This window comes from Mesorhizobium sp. AA23 (assembly GCF_001672435.1).
Classification (GTDB): domain Bacteria; phylum Pseudomonadota; class Alphaproteobacteria; order Rhizobiales; family Rhizobiaceae; genus Mesorhizobium.
In genome coordinates this window covers 66602-84745 of the sequence record NZ_LYTP01000012.1, presented here as the reverse complement: position 1 = coordinate 84745, position 18144 = coordinate 66602, and the positions used below count along the sequence as shown (strand labels likewise).

The window sequence follows — 18144 nt, the reverse complement described above, 5'->3', positions numbered from 1 at the left end:
CCCCTCAGCTCACCTGGACCTTGCTGGCGGCCTGGTCCTCGGCGATGCGCTGCTGGAACATCTGCGCGAAATCGATCGGGTCGAGCATCAGCGGCGGGAAGCCGCCGTTGCGGGTGGCGTCCGCGATGATCTGGCGGGCGAAGGGGAAGAGCAGCCGCGGGCATTCGATGAACAGGATCGGCAGCATGTGCTCCTGCGGGAAGCCGCTGATGGCGAAGACGCCGCCATAGACCAGTTCGACGTTGAACAGCACTTCCTGGTCGAAGGAGGCCTTGGCATTCAATGTCAGATTGACGTCGAACTGCTTGTCCGAAAGCGGGTTGGCGTTGACGTTGACATTGATGGCGATGCCCGGGGCCTTGTCGCGGCCGCGCAGCGAATTCGGCGCGCCGGGGCTTTCGAAGGACAGGTCCTTCACATATTGCGCAAGCACGTTGAGCGAGGGCTGTTCCTGTTTGCCGTTGCCATTGGCGGCGGCTGCCGCGGCATCATCATTGCTGGCCATTAGCCTTTGTCCTTTTGCCTGGGCAGCATTGCTGACCGGATTGAAATCGGGGGTTCGCTATCATGCTCGGCAGGACAAGACAAGTTTTGCGCGCCGCCTGAAACTGCGCAGCCGTTTCGGGGCGACGGCGCGCATGAGACAGCTATTCGAGCGGACCCTGAAGAGAGCTAGTCGTCTTTCAGCCGCCGCCAAGGGGAATTGTGATCCGGCCCGCGCTTGTAGTCGTCCTGGCGCGAAAAGTCGCTGTCATCGAGATCGATGACCCTGTCGCGGCGGCGGGCCGAAAAGCCGCTGCTGAAGCTGGTCGCCATCACGATGCGGTTCTTGAGCAGGCGCCAGGCAAGATCGCGCACCGGCGGCAGGAGCAGCAGGATAGCGACAATGTCGGTGATGAAGCCCGGAATGATGAGCAGGAGTGCCGCCAGCACGATCATCGCGCCATGCGCGAGTTGGCGGCTTGGATCGCGCCCGGCATCCATTTCCGTCCGCACCCGCGCCATCACGCCGAAACCCTGGTGCCGAAGCAGGAGGCTGCCGGCAATGGTGGAGAGGATGACGAGCCCGATCGTCGCCAAAGCGCCGACTTCGCGGCCGACGATGACGAAGCCGGCGATCTCCAGAAGCGGCAGCAGGAGCAAGAACAGGGGAATGAATGAAATGCGCAAATTGAGACCGGTCGCTTTCTTCTTTTGCGGGCCTCGCGGGAAATCGCCGCTGGCACTGGGACCTTTAGATAGGTATGGCTGGCTTTGATTTGAATGATTGCGCCCGCCGTTCTATATGCTTTGGGTAATGAACGCTATGCGACCGCCGCCATTCTAGGGGCTCTGGTGGTCCGGCCTGGACAGGGATCGAATTGGCGGAAGATATGGGTTTCTTCGACTTCGGCACGATTTTCTTTTTGATTGCGGCGGTTGTGATCTTCTTCCAGCTTCGCAACGTGCTGGGCCGTCGCACCGGAAACGAACGCCCGCCCTTCGATCCTTATTCGGCAAGCCGCACGCGCGAGCAGGACGCGGCGCAGAAGTCCGAGAATGTGGTGTCGCTGCCGCGCAAGCGCATGCCGGGGGAACCGGCGGCGGAGACCTATGCCGCGATCGACGCTTTCGCCAAGCCGGACAGCGATCTCAACAAAGGCCTGCGCGCGATCAAGGACAACGATCCGTCCTTCGATCCGAAGACCTTTATCGACGGCGCCAAGATGGCCTACGAGATGATCGTCATGGCCTTTGCCGACGGCGACCGCAAAACGCTGAAGAACCTGTTGTCGCGCGAGGTCTATGACAGCTTCGTCGCCGCGATCGGCGAGCGCGAGGCGAAAGCGGAAAAGATCCAGTCTTCCTTCGTCGGCATCGACAAGGTCGATGTCGTCGCCGCCGAGATGAAGGGCACCGAGGCGCATATCACGCTGCGCATCGTCAGCGAGCTGATCTCGGCGACCCGCGACAAGGTCGGCGCCGTCATCGACGGCGATCCGGAAAAAGTCGCCGAGGTCAAGGACGTCTGGACCTTCTTCCGCGATACCCGGTCGCGTGATCCGAACTGGAAGCTGGTCGCCACGGAAGAAGAAGATTGACCTAGAGCATGATGCCGAAAAGTGTGGAGCGGTTTTCGGACGCCATCATGCTCCATCTCTTTAATATGGAGCCGGATTCAGATTTCAGGTCGATCCGGCCTGAAATCATCCGGCTCTAGTGGCGGCTGTCATGTCGCTGTCTTCGGCATTCAAGGAAAAATCCTTCGGCGACCTGCCCGGCTGGGACGAGGATGATCACCTCGCCGCCTTCGCGGCGTTCAAACGTTCGGCTTGCCACGTCCTGACCAAGCCCTATCGAACAGGCTCGCTCGGCGTCGCGTTCGCCGCTTTCGCCGAGGCCTACACTGAGACGCGTTCCGTTTCGCCGGCGAATCGGTCGGAGGCGCGGTCCTTCTTCGAGCGCCATTTCGCTCCCGCTTTGGTGGCGGCCGAAAGCGGCGGCGCCGGCCTCGTCACCGGCTTCTACGAGCCGGAGGTCGAGGCCTCGCCGGTGAGGACGGAGCGGTTCACGGTGCCGCTGCTCTCCCGTCCCGCCGATCTGGTCGACATCGACGATAAAAATCGTCCCCTCGGGATGGATGTCTATCTCGCCTTCGCGCGCGCGACGACGACAGGTCCGGTCGAATATTTCGATCGCGGCGCCATCGAGCGCGGCGCGCTGTCGGGGCGGAGCCTCGAGATTGCCTGGCTCGCCGACAAGGTCGATGCCTTCTTCATCCATGTGCAGGGAGCGGCGCGGCTGAAGATGACCGATGGTCGGCTCTGCCGCGTCACCTATGCCGCAAAATCCGGCCAGCGCTTCACCGGGCCGGGCAGGATCTTGAGCGAGACCGGCGAAATCCCGCTGGAAAAAGTGACGATGCAGTCGATCCGCGCCTGGTTCAAGGCGCATCCTGAGCGGGTCGACGAGATCCTCTGGCAGAACCGCTCCTACATCTTCTTTCGTGAGGCGCCGGTCGACGACCCGGAGCTCGGTCCCATTGCCGCCGCCAAGGTGCCGCTGACGCCCGGCCGCTCGGTCGCCGTCGACCGGCTGCTGCACACCTTCGGCACGCCCTTCCATATCGTTGCGCCAACGCTCACCGCTTACGGCGGAAAACCGTTCCGGCGGCTGATGATCGCGCAGGACACCGGCTCGGCCATCACCGGAGCGGCGCGAGGCGATCTCTTCGCCGGCTCGGGCGATGCCGCGGGCGAGATCGCCGGCGTCGTGCGCAACGTCGCCGACTTTTATGCGCTGGTCCCGCGCGGGCTGTTCGATAGGGGGCACGCGTGAACCGCCGCCACGACACGCTGAGCGACGACGATCGCATCCTCTGGAACCTGGTGGCGCGCACGACGCGGCCCCTCAAAGGCAAGGCCGCGGTCGAGATTCCCGATATTGTCGAGCCGACGCCGGCACCGGCGCCTACGCCGGCCAACGGCGTTCCCACCGCTGCCGCCAAGCCGAAGCCGCAGCACGTCGCGCATTCGCTTGACGACCAGACGCACGAGAAACTGAAAAAAGGCCGGCTGCCGATCGAGGGCAGAGTCGATCTGCACGGCATGACGCAGGACGAGGCCTATTCGCTGCTCCTCACCTTCCTGCACCGCGCCCATGCCGGCGGCATCCGCTATGTGCTGGTCATCACCGGCAAGGGCTCATCGTCCGGCGGCGACGGCATCCTGCGCCGCTCGGTGCCGCACTGGCTGTCGACCCCGGCTTTCCGGCACCTGGTCTCGAGCCACGATCACGCCGCCCGCAACCATGGCGGCTCGGGCGCGCTCTATGTGCGGCTCAGGCGGACGCGCGCATGAGGATGCCGGCCATGAGGACGCAACTGTGACCCCGTTCGGCGAAAGGCTAAGGGCGCTGCGCGCCGAGCGCGGCGTCAGCCAGAAGGCGATGGCGCAGGCCATCGGCGTCAGCGCCGCCTATCTGTCGGCGCTCGAGCATGGCCGCCGCGGCGCGCCGACCTGGACGCTGATCCAGAAGATCATCGGCTATTTCAACATCATCTGGGACGACGCCGAGGACCTTGCCCGCCTCGCCGAAACCTCGCATCCACGGGTCAGGATCGATACGTCGGGCCTGTCGCCGGCCGCGACCGAACTGGCCAATCTTCTGGCCGAGAGCATCGAGAAGCTGGACGAGGCGGAGCTGCGCCGCCTCAGCGCGTCGATTCGTGCGGCGCTGAGAAGGTAGGTCCCGAGATCTACTGCACCGAGCCGACCAGCAGCTGCTGGCCATCGCGGATCGACACCCAGCGGCCGGTGTTGTCGATCGCCTGGCGCTTGAGATAACGGTAGCCGGTCTCGTCCCAGGCTTGGACCTTGTCGGTCAAATTGTCGAGGATGTAGTCACCCTTGTCGGTGCGCACCGTCAGCACGGAATGGCCTTCGCCGTCGGGCTTGCGCACGACGGTGATCAAGAGATCCGCAAGCGAGATGCCCATGCGGTAGAGCTGGCGCCGCTTCTCCAGCACATAGTCCTCGCAGTCGCCAAAGCCGTTGTCCGGATAGGTCCAGACCTCGTCCTTGCCGTAATTGTCGAGATCGCTCATCGGCTTGACGGCGGCGTTGACCCTGGCGGTCACGTTGATCAGCTTGCGCCACAGAGCATCGGTCAGCTTGGCCGGCGCGAGATTGGCCGGGCGAATGTTGCATTCGCTCGGATGCGTCTTGCAGAAATCATAATGTCCGATCGGCTGCGAGGTCAGGCCGCCGGTGGCCATGGCGCCGGCAGCCCATGCCGGAACCGCCCAGTGGGCCGAGATCGCCAGCCCTGCGACTGCACACAAACGCAGCATCCGCGCCATCGGTGAGGAAGTCATTGTCCCCCGGGGTCCGCCCTTGTTTATTAACGAAACGTTAAGGGGGATTTACAGTCCGTGTCAATTGAAGACAACGGCTAGTTTGGTGGCATGGTTACCCGCCAGGCCCGCATAGCGGCAGTTTGGCAACAGCGGCCTGGGACGACTCAAGAACCCGCCCGTCGCCGGTCAGCCCTGAACATTGGTTGCACGGAAAGGTCACGCGCTTTGAGCGGCGCCGAGTTGCGTCCGCTTCCCGCTCAGCTCTTGGCGGAACGGACCAGCTTCGGCTTCGCCGCCAGGCGGGTCTGGCGGCCGTAGCTGGAGATGAAGTCCAGAATGCGCGGCACGATCTCCGACCGGAACCGCGAGCCGTTGAAGACACCGTAATGGCCGACGGCCGGCTGCATGTAGTGGGCTTGACGGTCGGCCGGGATGTTCACGCAAAGCTCATGCGCGGCCTGGGTCTGGCCGAGCCCGGAAATGTCGTCGTTCTCGCCCTCGACGGTGAACAGCGCGACATTGCGGATCGCCTGGGGATCGACGGCCTCGCCGCGATGCGTCATCTCGCCCTTCGGCAAGGCGTGGCGGACGAACACCGTGTCGACGGTCTGCAGGTAGAACTCCGCCGTCAGGTCCATCACCGCCAGATATTCGTCATAGAAGTCACGGTGCTTCTCGGCGCTGTCGCCGTCGTTTTTCACAAGGTGCATGAAGAAGTCCTTGTGGGCGATGATGTGGCGATCGAGATTCATGCTCATGAAGCCCGAAAGCTGCAGGAAACCGGGATAGACATCGCGGCCGAATCCGGGCACCGGCCAGGGCGCCTGCATGATGACGTTCTCGCGGAACCAGTCGGTGCCCTTTTCCCCGGCGAGCAGATTGACCGCGGTCGGATTGCGGCGGGTGTCGATCGGCCCGCCCATCAGCGTCATGGTCGACGGCACGAAGGGGTCGCCGCGCTTTTCCATCAGCGCCACCGCCGCCAGCACCGGCACCGAGGGCTGGCAGACTGCCATCACATGGGTATCGGGACCCAGCGCGTGGAACATCTCGATGACATAGTCGATATAGTCGTCGAGATCGAAGCTGCCCTGCGACAGCGGGACCATGCGGGCGTCGACCCAGTCGGTGATGTGCACGTCGGCGTGAGGAAGCATCGCCTCGACCGTGCCGCGCAGCAGCGTCGCATAATGGCCGGACATCGGCGCCACTATCAGTAGCTTCGGATCGGGCTTGCGGCCCGCGGGAAGCTGGCGCTCGAAGCGGACGAGGTTGCAGAACGGCTTCGACCACACGGTTCGTTCGGCGACGTCGACGCTCTTCCAGTCGACCACCGCCTTGGTCAGGCCGAATTCAGGCTTGCCGTAGCGGCGCGTCGTGCGCTCGAAGAGTTCCGCGGCTGCCGCGACCGAGCGTCCGAGCGCCGTATGCGAAACCGGATTGAGCGGGTTGGAATAGAAGAACCGCACCGCATCTGCGTAAAGGCGGGCGGGCTGCAGCGCCGCATGGTTCAGTTCGTAGAGCTGGTAGAACATCAAGAACCCCGCTGCTGCCTGACGACCAAAGGGCCGACGAGCAGCGCCGAGCCTTGAATGTCTCGCAGTGAGGTTAACAAGATATTGTTGCGATGCAATACGTCAATTGGAGTGACGAATGCTGCTTTGGTCCAAACTGTTGAAAACTCGCCACGTATGGCGGAGCCGGCTCACTGTGCGCTGCCGCAATGTGTAGGAAATATGTCCGGCTCCCTCTTGCCGGACACCGACATCTTAAACGCGCGCCATGCAGACTGCGGTGTGGCCCGAGCCGATGAAGCCGAGCTGGGTGGCGGCGCCGCGGGAGAGGTCGAGCACGCGGCCCCGGACGAACGGGCCGCGATCATTGATGCGCACGACGACGCTGCGGCCGTTGTTCTTGTTGGTGACCCTGAGCTTAGTGCCGAACGGCAAGCTGCGGTGCGCCGCAGTCAGCGCGGCGGGGTTCATGCGCTCGCCGGAGGCGGTTCTGGAATGCAGCGCGTACCAGGAAGCGCGGCCGCATTGTGCGGCGGCTGAAGAGGCGGAAGAGGCGCCAGCCATCAGGCCAGCCGCGATCGTTGCCGCGACAAGCGCGGTGCGGTTGGTTTTATTCATCTTTTAGGGGTGGGCTCCGTTATAGACAACCCGCCGTAAGTGCCGAATGAGGCATGAAATGCGGCAAGCGTCTGGCGGTTCCATGGCAAAGGCACACGTTTGGAGTCGCCGCGAAACAGTTTGTCATGACATCTCCCGCGAGCGCCAGCGTATTCTTCATGGAGGCCGACCCGGTTTTGCAGGAAGTCCCGAGTAGGAGCGGCCCTCGGGGCGCAAGTAAAAGCGGGAGCGATTGCTTCGCTTCCTTCTACTCCTTTACTGCGCGCGCGTTCCGGTGAAGGATCGACTTTGCGTGGGGATCTCGCCGATGCGACTGATCAGGAATTTACTGGCGCTGATCGTGCTGGCGATCGGCGTGCTGTGGTCGCTGCAAGGGCTTGGGCTGGTCCAAGGCAGCTTCATGACCGGCCAGAGGGAATGGCTCTATATCGGGCTCGTCACCACGCTGCTCGGCCTGCTCGGCCTCCGTTGGGCAAACCGCCCGAGCGTTTGATCCGACCGGCAAGATGGCGCCGCGCGTCCGCTTGGACGGACGGCGCCTTGATGGCGTCGTTTCAACCTTGACAGCCACGCAACGACCCCGCCGCCCGTGAAATTCCATTCCGCCACTCGTCGCCGGAATGGCACGATCTATCTTCTTTCCGGATGAAAAGGGCTGGAAAAGACAACAGCGTGTGATCTGCGAACCCGGCATGGAGTTCGGCAGCCATCATGCGCAGACTGGTGACGGCTGATCCCGTCGGAACTGCTTCCCATGGAGGGTCCGAGATGAGCGTGCACAGGAAAGCGGCGCCGGACGGCGCGGAAGGCGCTTTGTCACGGCTGCGTCCGCCTTACGCCTCCGTGCTCGACCTGATCGGCCAGACGCCGGTGGTCGAGCTCACCAAATTCGACACCGGCAAATGCCGGCTGTTCATCAAGCTCGAGAGCCAGAACCCCGGCGGCTCGATCAAGGACCGCATCGCGCTGTCGATGATCGCGGCCGCCGAGAAGGATGGCAGGCTGAAGCGCGGCGGCACCATCGTCGAGGCCACCGCTGGCAACACCGGCCTCGGCCTCGCCCAGGTCGGCATTCCCAAGGGCTACCGCATCATCCTCATCGTACCCGACAAGATGTCGCGCGAGAAGATCCAGCATCTGCGCGCTTTAGGCGCCGAGGTGCGCATGACCCGCTCCGATGTCGGCAAGGGCCACCCCGAATATTACCAGGACATGGCCGAGAAGATCGCCGCCGAAATTCCCGGCGCTTTCTATGCCAACCAGTTCGCCAATCCCGCCAATCCGCTGGCGCACGAAAGCACCACCGGCCCGGAAATCTTTTCGCAGCTCGAAGGTGATGTCGACGCGGTGGTGGTCGGCGTCGGTTCCGGCGGCACGCTCACCGGTGTCGGCCGCTTTTTCGCCAAGCATTCGCCGAAGACCGAAATGGTGCTTGCCGATCCGGTCGGCTCGGTGCTGGCGCCGTTGATCAAGACCGGCAAGATGACAGAGGCCGGCAGCTGGACCGTCGAAGGCATCGGCGAGGATTTCGTGCCGCCCAATGCCGATCTGTCGCTGGTCAAGAAAGCCTATTCCATTCCGGACAAGCAGAGCATGCTGGCGGTGCGCGACCTGCTGTCCAAGGAAGGCATCCTGGCCGGCTCGTCCTCCGGCACGCTTCTGTCGGCGGCACTGCGCTACTGCCGCGATCAGACGACGGGCAAACGTGTGGTCACCCTGGTCTGCGACAGCGGCAACAAATATCTGTCGAAGGTCTTCGACGACATCTGGCTCGCCGAGCAGGGCTTGGCCGACCAGGAGCAGCACGGCGACCTGCGCGACCTCGTCATGCGCTCGCCGCGCACTGGTGACATCGTGACCGTTGGTCCCGAGGAAACCCTGCTCAACGCCTACGGCCGCATGCGCCGCTCCGATGTCTCGCAGCTCCCGGTGCTGGAGGACGGCAAGCTCGTCGGCATCGTCGACGAAAGCGATATCCTGGCCAAGGTCGACGGCCCCTATGACGGCCGCTGGGATCGCTTCAACGCCCCGGTGCGCACGGCCATGACGTCCAACCTGCACACGCTGCAGGCCAGCCAGACGCTCGACGCGCTGCTCCCCGTCTTCGACCGCAACGAGGTCGCCATCGTCTTCGACGGCGACGAATTCATCGGCCTGATAACCCGTATCGACCTGATCAACCATCTGAGGCGTCGCGCAAAATGACTTCGAACGGCAAGAACCGCCCGGCCTTTTCCACGCGCACCATCCATGGCGGCCAGAGCCACGATCCGCTGACCGGCGCGGTGATGGTGCCGATCTACGCCACCTCCACCTACGGCCAGCAGTCGCCCGGCGTGCACAAGGGTTTTGAGTATGCCCGCAGTCAGAACCCGACGCGCTTCGCCTTCGAACGGGCCGTCGCCGATCTCGAAAGCGGCACCGCGGCCTTCGCCTTCGCCTCAGGCCTGGCCGCGATCGCCACGGTGTTGGAGCTGTTCGACGCCGGTGCCCATGTGGTGGCCACCGACGACATCTATGGCGGCTCGTTCCGGCTGATGGAGCGGGTGCGCAAGCGTTCCGCCGGCCTGCAGGTCAGCTTCGCCGATTTCACCGATCTCGCCGCCGTCGAGAGAGCGATCCGCCCGGAGACAAAACTGCTCTGGGTCGAGACGCCGACCAACCCGTTGCTGCGCGTCGTCGACCTCGAAGGCGTCGCGGCTTTGGCCAAGCGCAAAGGCCTGCTGACTGTCGCCGACAACACTTTTGCCAGCCCCTACATCCAGCGGCCGCTGGAGCTCAGCATCGACATCGTCGTCCACTCGACGACGAAATACTTGAACGGCCATTCCGACATGGTCGGCGGCGTGGCGGTCGTCGGCGACAACAAGGATTTGGCCGATCGGCTGAAATTCCTGCAGAACGCCATCGGCGCCATTTCCGGCCCGTTCGACAGTTTTCTGGCGCTGCGCGGCATCAAGACCTTGGCGCTTCGGATGGAGCGCCATTCCGCCAACGGCCTGAAGATCGCGCAGTGGCTGGAAGCTCGCAAGGACGTGCGCCGCGTCGTCTATCCCGGGCTGGCGAGCCACCCGCAGCACGAGATCGCCAAGCGCCAGATGCACGCCTTCGGCGGCATGATCTCGGTCGACCTCGACCGCGACCTCGCCGGCACCAAACGCTTCCTCGAACGCACGCAGCTTTTCACGCTCGCCGAAAGCCTCGGCGGCGTCGAAAGCCTGATCGAGCATCCGGCGCTGATGACGCACGGCTCGATCCCCGCGGAAAAGCGCGGGGCGATCGGGATATCGGATTCGCTGGTGCGGCTGTCGGCCGGTATCGAGGATGGCGATGATCTGATCGCGGATCTGGAGCAGGCGTTGCGGGGGTGAGTGCCTTCGAGGATCAATCGTTGTGATCCTTCGCGCCCCCTCTGTCCTGCCGGACATCTCCCCCACGAGGGGGGAGATTGGCTGTTTCATCGCCTCACCCTTGCTGCAACGCCGGTAATTTGCGAAAGCCGCCGTGACATCTGATCTCCCCCCTTGAGGGGGAGATGGCCTACAGGCCAGAGAGGGGCGCTGTCCCGGCGACATCTCGGTGCCTGTGCCATTGCAGACCGCAATCCACCGACTAAACTGCCTGCCAACATGCGATCTCCGGAGGCGTGATGCGCGTGATCGTGTTGGGTGGCGGCGTTGTCGGCGTCACCACCGCCTATCAGCTGCAGAAGGACGGGCACGAGGTGGTCGTCCTCGAGCGCCAGAGCCAAGTCGCCGCCGAGACCAGCTGGGGCAATGCCGGCATGATTGCGCCGGGACATTCCTTCGTCTGGTCGTCGCCCAGGGCGCCATTGGTCCTGTTGAAATCGCTGGTGCTGAAGGATCAGGCGCTGCGCTTCAAGCTGTCGGCCGATCCGAGGCTTTACAGCTGGTCATGGCTGTTCCTGATGGAATGCACGGCCGAGAAGGCCAGGCGCAACACGCTGCTCAAGCATCGGCTTGCCGTCTATTCGCAGAGCGTGCTGCACGAGGTGATTGCCGACGAGCAGATCGACTACGACCGCAACGGTCGCGGCATTCTCTATTTCTATCGCAGCCAGCAGGCGCTCGATAAAGGCGTCGAGCACATGCGGCTGCTGGAATCAGACGGCCAGCTGATCAAGGTGCTTGACCGCGACGCCATCGTCGCGCTCGACCCGTCGCTGGCTTCCGCGCGGGAAAAGATCGCCGGCGGCATCCATTGCCCGACCGACGAAACCGGCGACCCGGCGAAGTTCACCCGGGCGCTTGCCGCGAAGGTCGCCGAGCGCGGCGGCGAGATCCGTACCGGCACGACCATCACCGGCATCGAGACCTCGGGCGATCGCGTCGCACAGGTGCTGACCGACAAGGGCAGCGTCAAGGGCGACGCCTATGTGCTGGCGCTCGGCTCCTACAGCCCGCTGATCGCGAAGACGGTCGGGATCAACCTGCCGATCTACCCGATCAAGGGTTATTCGCTGACCATTCCGATCGGCAACCAGCCTCGGCCGCCGACCATCGCGGCGATAGACGAGCACAATCTGGTCGCCGTGTCGCGCTTCGGCGACCGGCTGCGCGTCACCGCGACGGCGGAATTCGCCGGCTACGACACCAGCCACAAGCCGGCCGATTTCGCCTTCATGAAGGGCGTGACGCAGGAGCTTTATCCCGAGGGCGCCGACTATGACCGCGCCGAGATGTGGGCGGGCTTGAGGCCGATGACGCCGAACAATCTGCCCGAGTTCGGGCGCCGCCGCCTCGGCAACCTCTATCTCAACACCGGGCACGGCCATATCGGCTGGACCATGTCGCATGGCTCGGCGCGCATCACCGCTGACCTGATCGCCGGCCGCAAGCCGGCCATCTCGATGGACGGTCTTTTGAATTGAGAGCATGATCCCGGGGGATCGGGCAAGAAAGGGAATGCCATGTCCATCAGCGCGGCTGCTACCCGCCCTCAATCTTCGGGACCGGTCGATCCCAAGCCGGTCGATCTGGGCGTGCTTCCGTCCGAACTCGACGGCGGCCTTGCCTCGCGCGCGGCGATCGGGCTTGCGATCCTGGCCACCGACCAGACGCTGGAGCATGAGTTCCGCGCGTTGGTGCGCATTCCGGGCGTCGCCTTCTACGAGGCCCGCCTGTTCAACGACAACGACATCACCCCCGACACGCTGCGCGCCATCGGCCCGCGCATCGCGCCCACCGTCGACCTCATCCTGCCCAGCATCCCGCTCGACGTCGTCGGCTTCGGCTGCACCTCGGCCACCATGACGCTCGGCGAGGAAGCCGTCTTCGCCGAGATCAGGAAGGCGCGGCCGGGCGTCGCCTGCACCACGCCGGTGACGGGCGCGCTTGCCGCCTTCAAGGCGCTCGGCGCCAAGGGCATCGGCCTGCTGACGCCTTATGCCCCCGAGATCAACCAGGGCCTCGTCACCTATTTCACCGGACGCGGCCTCGACATTGCCGCCGTCGCCACTTTCGACCGGCGCGACGACCGCGAGGCGGCCCGCATCTCGCTCGCCTCGATCGAGGCCGCGGCCGAGCGCATGGCGGCGGCGCCCGGCGTGGACGCGATCTTCATCTCCTGCACCAGCCTGCGCGTCGCCGAGGCGGTGGCGGAACTGGAGCAGCGCATCGGCATTCCCGTCACCTCGTCCAACCACGCCATGGCCTGGCACTGCCTGCGGCTCGCCGGCATCGACGACGTCGTGCCTTCCGGCGGCCGGCTGTTCGCGTTGCCCGTTGTTCCTTCCACCCGCCGACCAGAGCCGACCGCCCTTTGACAGCATGCCAGGAAGGCTAGCCCCTTCTTTGAGCGTTTATGCTCGGTGCTATCCCTTATCTCCGACCAATCAGCGCCACGGCATCGGCCCGAGCCATGGAAGACAGGTCCAAGATCGTTGCCTGCGAACTGGTGACCATCTCGACTGGCCATTCGGTCAGGACCTGGCGCATCTGGTAGGCGAGCAGAGCTTCATTGGCTTCCTCGATCGAGTAAGCGAGCGGCCAGCCGATGCGGTCGAGAATCGGTTTCACCTTACCCGTTCCCTTGATCTGGTCGATGGCGATCACCGGCTTGCCTTTTGAAAGCCCATAGAGCGAGCCGTGCAGCCGCGTTGTCAGTACCAGGTCAACGGTCTCGAACTGTTGCTCGATCTTTGTTGCCTCATTCCCGGGCCTCAACACTGTGTCGATCGGCTCGGTATCGAGACCGAAGGTTTCGGCAAGTTGCAACAAAAGACGCTCAGCTTTCGCCCATTCGGTCATGCCGTCGCCGTAATCCCGCTGGTCGCCACGCAAGCACAGTCCAGCCTTCAGCCGCTTGCCGGGCTCAGGTGCCGCGCAAGGCAGAGAACGCGAAATGGCGAGATCGAAGGATTGTCTTGATAGGCCGTCGCGCGCCAGTACGGCTTCGAAGCGGGCAGCCATCTGCCGGTGCCGGGAAATGACGCTGACGCCAACCGCGAGCTTCCTCGCTTTCCGGTGCACCGCTAGCAGGTCTACCAATTCGTCGGTCTGAACGATGGGGCCGCAGACGAACACTAGCGTTTCGATTTCGCGGCGCACGTCGAACAGGTCCCTCACCTGGCAGTGGTCCACAATGCCCAAGGCCGGATGGCTCAGAACTTGATGGTCATGGCCGGCCCGGCGTAGCGCCGCCGATAGGTTTTCTACCGCATGCAGATCGCCGACAGTCGCCCCGCCGCCGCCTTCGAAACTTCCCCACCAAACAAGCGAAATAGGCGAGGCGGCGGTGCGCCTCAGCAATCTGTGACGACGCTTAAAGGACCGGCATTTGCGGCTGAGCAACGACATACGATTGAGTTTCTCTCGAGATCAATTAAGACAGCCGCCTCCTGCAAGTCGGGAGGCGCCCCTCTGCGTCGCATAGAGAAACAAGAGAAGGCGGGCAACATGGCTGCTCCTGCAGTGAACATGCTTTGGATTGGCGACAGACTCGGTCGTGTTGAATTGCTGTCGATAGCCTCCTGGCTGGCCTGCGGACACGCCGTGCGCCTGCATGTTTACAACCCTGTTGCAAACGTGCCGGCCGAAGTCGATCTGATCGACGCCGAGCTCACTGTTCCCTTTGCCAGCATGAAGCGTCTAGGGCATCGGGAGACCGGCTCTTATGCGCTCGCCTCCGACTACTTCCGCTACCGGCTTCAGCTGATCGATGGCGGGCTGTGGTCCGACCTCGACGTGGTTTGCCTCAAGAAGGTGAACATTGACGGAGATTGCTTGTTCGGTCTTGAGAGCGCGACTCTCATCAACGGCGCCGTCCTTTACCTCGATGCCGGTCTGCCGATGACGGCCGAGCTGGAGGGCCTTTTCTGCAACAACTACTTTCCGCCTTGGACGCGCAAGCGGGGAGCGCGCATGGCCCGGTTCAAGAACTTCATTGGCCTGCCGGTGCGCCCAGCCGACCTCCCCTGGGGAACGTACGGCCCTGGCGCGATAACGGCGCTGGCCCGCAAGCATGGACGGTTTGAGTCGGCACTGCCACGAGGAGTCTTTTATCCGCTCGATTATCGCCAAGCGCAGGCGGTCTATGATCCGACGTTCTCGCTAGACGCGGTTCTGAGTGAGCAGACACTGACCTTGCATCTGTGGAACGAGAAGCTGCGCGATGTAAAGCACACACCGCCACCGGCTGGTTCGCCGCTGGCACAGCTTTATACCAAGTTTGGCGTTTAAAAATGGGTCGCTTGTTGAAAACGGCCTTTAACGCGCTCCAAGCGATTGTTTTATCGTGCCCGATATCCAAGCCCTTTGGAGTCCGATCCTAGGGCAGCATTCGTCACGCCGCTTTGTTGCGAAGGCGGGCAGCCTCTATTCTATCGAGCACTACCTTCTGGTTCGTGGCAGCGCGGCTCGGATCGGCAGGCTTGTGCCAGATATGCAGCACCTCGGTCGCCCAGGTGCCGGCGCGCCGGATGATGCCCTTATCCTGCAACCGGAAAACGAAGTCGGCATCTTCATAACCCCAGCCTGTGAAGGTCTCGTCGAAGCCGCCGACCGACAGCGCATCGCTTTTCCAACAGGCGAGATTGCAGCCCTTAATGCGCCGGAAGACGAAGGAACGATAATCCGACATCGTCCGCCAGGGCAGCCGCACGAAAAACGCGACGATCTTGGAAATGTCGCCTTTCAACCGGTGCCGCAGGATATTCCGGCGGAATGCTCGGTAGTTCCACGTCCCTGCCGCCAGCAATTGCTTGCTGAATTCCTGGCTGAGCAGAATGCGGCTGCCGGTGATGACGTAGTTCGGCTTGGCAAGCGCCCGATGCTGGGCAACGAAGTCGGGCTGCAGAATGCAGTCTCCGTCGACGAAGATCAAATAGGGGCCGCACGCCTCGCCTATCGCCTTGTTCAGGATTGCGGAACGGCGAAAGCCGATGTCTTCGTGCCAGACGTGCCTGACTGGGATCGAGGCGGAGTCGGTAAAGAGCTTGATCACATCGGCCGTGTCTTGGCGCGATCCGTCGTCAGCGATGATCACCTCGAAGCAGCGGTCGGTTTGGGAGGCGAGCGACTGGAGACTGAGCTTCAGCGCCCCTGGCCAATTGTAAGTATTGACGATCACCGAAACCGATACAGATCCGGCGGGGGTCATGAAAATACCCCAGCCGCTTCTTCGCGTTGATCAAAACTGTTTCGGATACGACTGCAACAACGCAGTCTTCCGCGCGCAAATATTGCGCGCACCGTCTCCCCAAGCATTCCCCGCACCCCACCAAGAACCCACCTCCTTTCTATTGACGTTAAACCGCCATCGTCAATGTAATTAGAATTCGCTTATTTTCGGAATATCTGATCGGCAAAGTGCCAAGGCGACTGGCCGACCAGTCGACCACCGATTGGCAGATTGGCCTGTTCGAAATCCGCCGGTTAACGTTTGCGGAAAAGGTTGCTTAACGCTTCGCTACTATGTCCCGCTTCGGGAGGCAGGACAGAGTGAGCGCGATGAACGACAGCCCCGGAAAGCGCAATGAATGGCGCGCCATCTTCTACGTGCAGGCGCGTGTGGCGATCCTGTTCGTCCCGATCATCATCAGCCTGCTGATCATCGGCGCGCTTGCCGGCAACGACCGCGATCACGTCGTCATCGACCGGACCGTCACCAGCTCGGTGAAGTAGGCGACCCGGCAAGAGGCTCGCGGTATTCCGTGCACGCTAGACAAAGCGCGGGATCGGGCCGTTCTGCGCCGTCGTGCGGTCGCCGAGGTCGATGAACACCTCGTCGACATAGCACCAGCCCCAGCCTTCGGGCGGATCGTAGCCTTCGATGACCGGATGCTGAGTGGCGTGGAAATGCTTGGTGGCGTGGCGGTTGGGCGAGTCGTCGCAGCAGCCGACATGGCCGCAGGTGCGGCAGAGTCTGAGATGCACCCACCAGGAGCCGCTCTTCAGGCATTCCTCGCAGCCGAGGGCGCTCGGCACCACATCCTTTATGTCGTCCGTATGCCTGCATTCGTCCATCAGGGTCTCCTTTCGGGCTGAGCAGCACGCCCGCCGTTGCGCGCAAGATAGGCATGCAGCGCCGCCACCACCTGAGCGCCTTCGCCGACGGCGGCCGCGACACGCTTGGTCGAGCCGCAGCGCACATCGCCGATGGCGAACACGCCGCTGCGGCTCGTCTCCATCGGGCCGTGTCCCGGCGCCACATCCGGTCCGGTGCGCACGAAGCCCTTAGCGTCGAGCGCCACGTCGCAGCGCGCCAGCCAGTCGGTGTTCGGGTCGGCGCCGATGAACAGGAAGAGGTGGTGGATGGTCCGCGTCGTCGCCACGCCGGTGACCCCGTTGCGCCAGCACAGCTGGTCGAGGTTGCCGTCATGGCCGTCGAGCGCCTCGACCTCGGTTTCCGTCAGCACCTCGATGTTCGGCTGCGCCACGATCCGCTCGACCAGATAGCGCGACATGGTGGCGTCAAGGCTGTCGCGCCGCGCCAACAGCGTCACCTTGCGCACCTGGCTGGCGAGAAAGACGGCCGCCTGGCCGGCCGAGTTGCCGGCGCCGACCAGCGCCACTTCCTGGTCCCGGCAGAGCCGTGCTTCGATCGGCGAGGCCCAGTAATGCACGGACGTGCCCTCGAACTGCGCGATATTGGCGATGTCGAGGCGACGGTAGCGCGCGCCGCTGGCGATCACCACGGTGCGCGCGCGCAGGGTCTCGCCGTCGCCAACGTCCAGCCGGTAGCCGGCCATGTTGTCGGCGGCGCCGAGCAATTTGGCTTCATCGGGGATCACCATCTCGACCCCGAACTTCTGCGCCTGGTTGTAGGCGCGCGCCATCAGCGCCATGCCCGTAATGCCGGTCGGAAAGCCGAGATAGTTCTCGATGCGCGAGGATGCCCCCGCCTGCCCGCCGAAGGCGCGGCAGTCGAGCACGATGGTCGACAGCCCCTCGGAGGCCGCATAGACCGCGGCCGCCAATCCCGCCGGCCCGGCGCCGACGATGGCAACGTCGTAGATCTTGCCGGCGTCGAGCGGCCGCAGCAGCCCGACGCAGCGGGCGAGATCGCTTTCGCCGGGATTGTGCAGCAGCTTGCCGTTGGGACAGAGCACGATCGGCAGATGGTGCGGATCGACATGAAAACGCTCGATCAGCGTCTTGGCGCAGGGATCGGTGTCGGAATCGAGCGCGCGGTGCGGCAGGCCGCTGCGGGTGAGGAAACCCTGCAGCCGCAGCACATCGCCATTGCTGGGACGGCCGATGACGATCGGCCCGCTGGTGCCGCTCTCGAGCAGGCCGACACGGCGCAGGATCAGCGCGCGCATGACGCGCTCGCCGAGATTCGCCTCCTGCACCATCAGATCGCGCAGCCGCTGCGAGGGGATGACGATGGCTTCGACCGGCTCGGTCGCCTCGGCATTGACGAGCGACGGCCGGCTCGAAAGCTGCGCCAGCTCGCCGATGAAATTGCCCGGACCATAGGTGATGATCGCCTCGCGCGGGCCAAGACCGCTGGCCTGCGTGATGTCGACCTTGCCCGACAGGATGACGACCAGTCCGGGCGAGACCGTGCCGGCCGTCACGATATGCTCGCCGGCGCCGTAGGCTCTTGGCACGCCGAAGCGGCGCATGCGCTCGATGTCCGCATCGGCGAGCACGGGGAACATGTGGTCGCGGCGGGCGGCGATGGTCGGGCTGACGGAGGGGGCCATGACCG

Annotated in this window: 20 protein-coding genes; 11 read left to right on the top strand and 9 right to left on the bottom strand. The window is 63.8% G+C overall.

Annotated elements, in window-relative coordinates; genetic code table 11:
• Window positions 1-4: 4 nt before the first annotated feature.
• Together secB and A9K66_RS11040 are read right to left on the bottom strand one after the other, a co-directional pair.
• Complete coding sequence (secB, locus tag A9K66_RS11045; RefSeq protein WP_067323500.1) at window positions 5-505, bottom strand: protein-export chaperone SecB; 501 nt, start codon at window positions 503-505, stop codon at window positions 5-7.
• A gap of 167 nt (window positions 506-672) precedes the next feature.
• Window positions 673-1170 (bottom strand): FxsA family protein, encoded by a 498-nt coding sequence (locus A9K66_RS11040; protein ID WP_067323499.1) that lies wholly within the window; start codon window positions 1168-1170, stop codon window positions 673-675.
• A 203-nt stretch (window positions 1171-1373) separates the two neighbouring features.
• Here A9K66_RS11040 and A9K66_RS11035 point away from each other — a divergent pair, with 203 nt between their 5' ends.
• From A9K66_RS11035 to A9K66_RS11020, 4 genes are all read left to right on the top strand, one after another.
• On the top strand, window positions 1374-2081 hold the full coding sequence (locus A9K66_RS11035) for a Tim44/TimA family putative adaptor protein (RefSeq protein ID WP_066991466.1): 708 nt from the start codon (window positions 1374-1376) through the stop codon (window positions 2079-2081).
• A gap of 130 nt (window positions 2082-2211) precedes the next feature.
• Window positions 2212-3318, top strand: a complete 1107-nt coding sequence (locus A9K66_RS11030; RefSeq protein WP_067324615.1) for a murein transglycosylase A — start codon at window positions 2212-2214, stop codon at window positions 3316-3318.
• Entirely contained in the window at window positions 3315-3839 is a 525-nt protein-coding gene (locus A9K66_RS11025) for a Smr/MutS family protein (protein WP_067323498.1), read from the top strand. Before A9K66_RS11030 ends, A9K66_RS11025 begins: the two co-directional genes overlap by 4 nt.
• 25 nt (window positions 3840-3864) lie before the next feature.
• Window positions 3865-4227, top strand: a complete 363-nt coding sequence (locus A9K66_RS11020; RefSeq protein WP_066991880.1) for a helix-turn-helix transcriptional regulator — start codon at window positions 3865-3867, stop codon at window positions 4225-4227.
• Window positions 4228-4237: 10 nt separating this feature from the next.
• Here A9K66_RS11020 and A9K66_RS11015 read toward each other — a convergent pair whose 3' ends face one another.
• The 3 genes from A9K66_RS11015 to A9K66_RS11005 form a co-directional block, all read right to left on the bottom strand.
• A complete protein-coding gene (locus A9K66_RS11015) occupies window positions 4238-4855 on the bottom strand; it encodes a transglutaminase-like cysteine peptidase (RefSeq protein ID WP_067323497.1) in 618 nt (205 codons plus the stop codon).
• Window positions 4856-5094: 239 nt separating this feature from the next.
• Entirely contained in the window at window positions 5095-6372 is a 1278-nt protein-coding gene (locus A9K66_RS11010; RefSeq protein ID WP_066991457.1) for a polyhydroxyalkanoate depolymerase, read from the bottom strand.
• Between the two features lie 234 nt (window positions 6373-6606).
• On the bottom strand, window positions 6607-6969 hold the full coding sequence (locus A9K66_RS11005; protein WP_066991454.1) for a septal ring lytic transglycosylase RlpA family protein: 363 nt from the start codon (window positions 6967-6969) through the stop codon (window positions 6607-6609).
• Between the two features lie 307 nt (window positions 6970-7276).
• On the opposite strand from A9K66_RS11005, the gene A9K66_RS11000 reads away from it, so the two are divergent.
• The 5 genes from A9K66_RS11000 to A9K66_RS10980 all read left to right on the top strand — a co-directional run bounded on the left by A9K66_RS11000 (window position 7277) and on the right by A9K66_RS10980 (window position 12754).
• Window positions 7277-7462, top strand: coding sequence for a hypothetical protein (locus A9K66_RS11000; protein ID WP_067323495.1), 186 nt, complete (start codon window positions 7277-7279; stop codon window positions 7460-7462).
• 275 nt (window positions 7463-7737) lie between these two features.
• The gene (locus A9K66_RS10995) at window positions 7738-9174 is read left to right on the top strand and encodes a pyridoxal-phosphate dependent enzyme (protein WP_067323493.1); all 1437 of its coding nucleotides are present in this window, start codon (window positions 7738-7740) and stop codon (window positions 9172-9174) included.
• Window positions 9171-10340: a PLP-dependent aspartate aminotransferase family protein gene (locus tag A9K66_RS10990; RefSeq protein WP_067323491.1), complete on the top strand. Its 1170-nt coding sequence runs from the start codon at window positions 9171-9173 to the stop codon at window positions 10338-10340. The genes A9K66_RS10995 and A9K66_RS10990 overlap by 4 nt, the downstream gene beginning before the upstream one ends.
• Before the next feature lie 278 nt (window positions 10341-10618).
• On the top strand, window positions 10619-11860 hold the full coding sequence (locus tag A9K66_RS10985; RefSeq protein WP_067323489.1) for a D-amino acid dehydrogenase: 1242 nt from the start codon (window positions 10619-10621) through the stop codon (window positions 11858-11860).
• Between the two features lie 39 nt (window positions 11861-11899).
• Window positions 11900-12754 (top strand): aspartate/glutamate racemase family protein, encoded by an 855-nt coding sequence (locus tag A9K66_RS10980; protein WP_082953823.1) that lies wholly within the window; start codon window positions 11900-11902, stop codon window positions 12752-12754.
• A gap of 55 nt (window positions 12755-12809) precedes the next feature.
• Here the strand turns inward: A9K66_RS10980 and A9K66_RS10975 are convergent, their stop codons facing one another.
• Entirely contained in the window at window positions 12810-13787 is a 978-nt protein-coding gene (locus A9K66_RS10975; RefSeq protein ID WP_127241741.1) for a polysaccharide pyruvyl transferase family protein, read from the bottom strand.
• A 99-nt stretch (window positions 13788-13886) separates the two neighbouring features.
• On the opposite strand from A9K66_RS10975, the gene A9K66_RS10970 reads away from it, so the two are divergent.
• Complete coding sequence (locus tag A9K66_RS10970; RefSeq protein WP_197507465.1) at window positions 13887-14669, top strand: hypothetical protein; 783 nt, start codon at window positions 13887-13889, stop codon at window positions 14667-14669.
• 103 nt (window positions 14670-14772) lie between these two features.
• On the opposite strand, the gene A9K66_RS10965 is transcribed toward A9K66_RS10970, so the two are convergent.
• A complete protein-coding gene (locus A9K66_RS10965; RefSeq protein ID WP_067323482.1) occupies window positions 14773-15588 on the bottom strand; it encodes a glycosyltransferase family 2 protein in 816 nt (271 codons plus the stop codon).
• Window positions 15589-15929: 341 nt separating this feature from the next.
• Between A9K66_RS10965 and A9K66_RS29405 the strand changes: the two genes are divergently transcribed.
• Window positions 15930-16112, top strand: a complete 183-nt coding sequence (locus A9K66_RS29405) for a hypothetical protein (protein ID WP_197507473.1) — start codon at window positions 15930-15932, stop codon at window positions 16110-16112.
• A gap of 36 nt (window positions 16113-16148) precedes the next feature.
• Here the strand turns inward: A9K66_RS29405 and A9K66_RS10960 are convergent, their stop codons facing one another.
• Together A9K66_RS10960 and A9K66_RS10955 are read right to left on the bottom strand one after the other, a co-directional pair.
• Entirely contained in the window at window positions 16149-16454 is a 306-nt protein-coding gene (locus tag A9K66_RS10960) for a UBP-type zinc finger domain-containing protein (protein ID WP_067003235.1), read from the bottom strand.
• Window positions 16454-18139 (bottom strand): cyclic nucleotide-binding domain-containing thioredoxin-disulfide reductase, encoded by a 1686-nt coding sequence (locus A9K66_RS10955; RefSeq protein ID WP_067323479.1) that lies wholly within the window; start codon window positions 18137-18139, stop codon window positions 16454-16456. Before A9K66_RS10955 ends, A9K66_RS10960 begins: the two co-directional genes overlap by 1 nt.
• Between the last annotated feature and the right edge of the window lie 5 nt (window positions 18140-18144).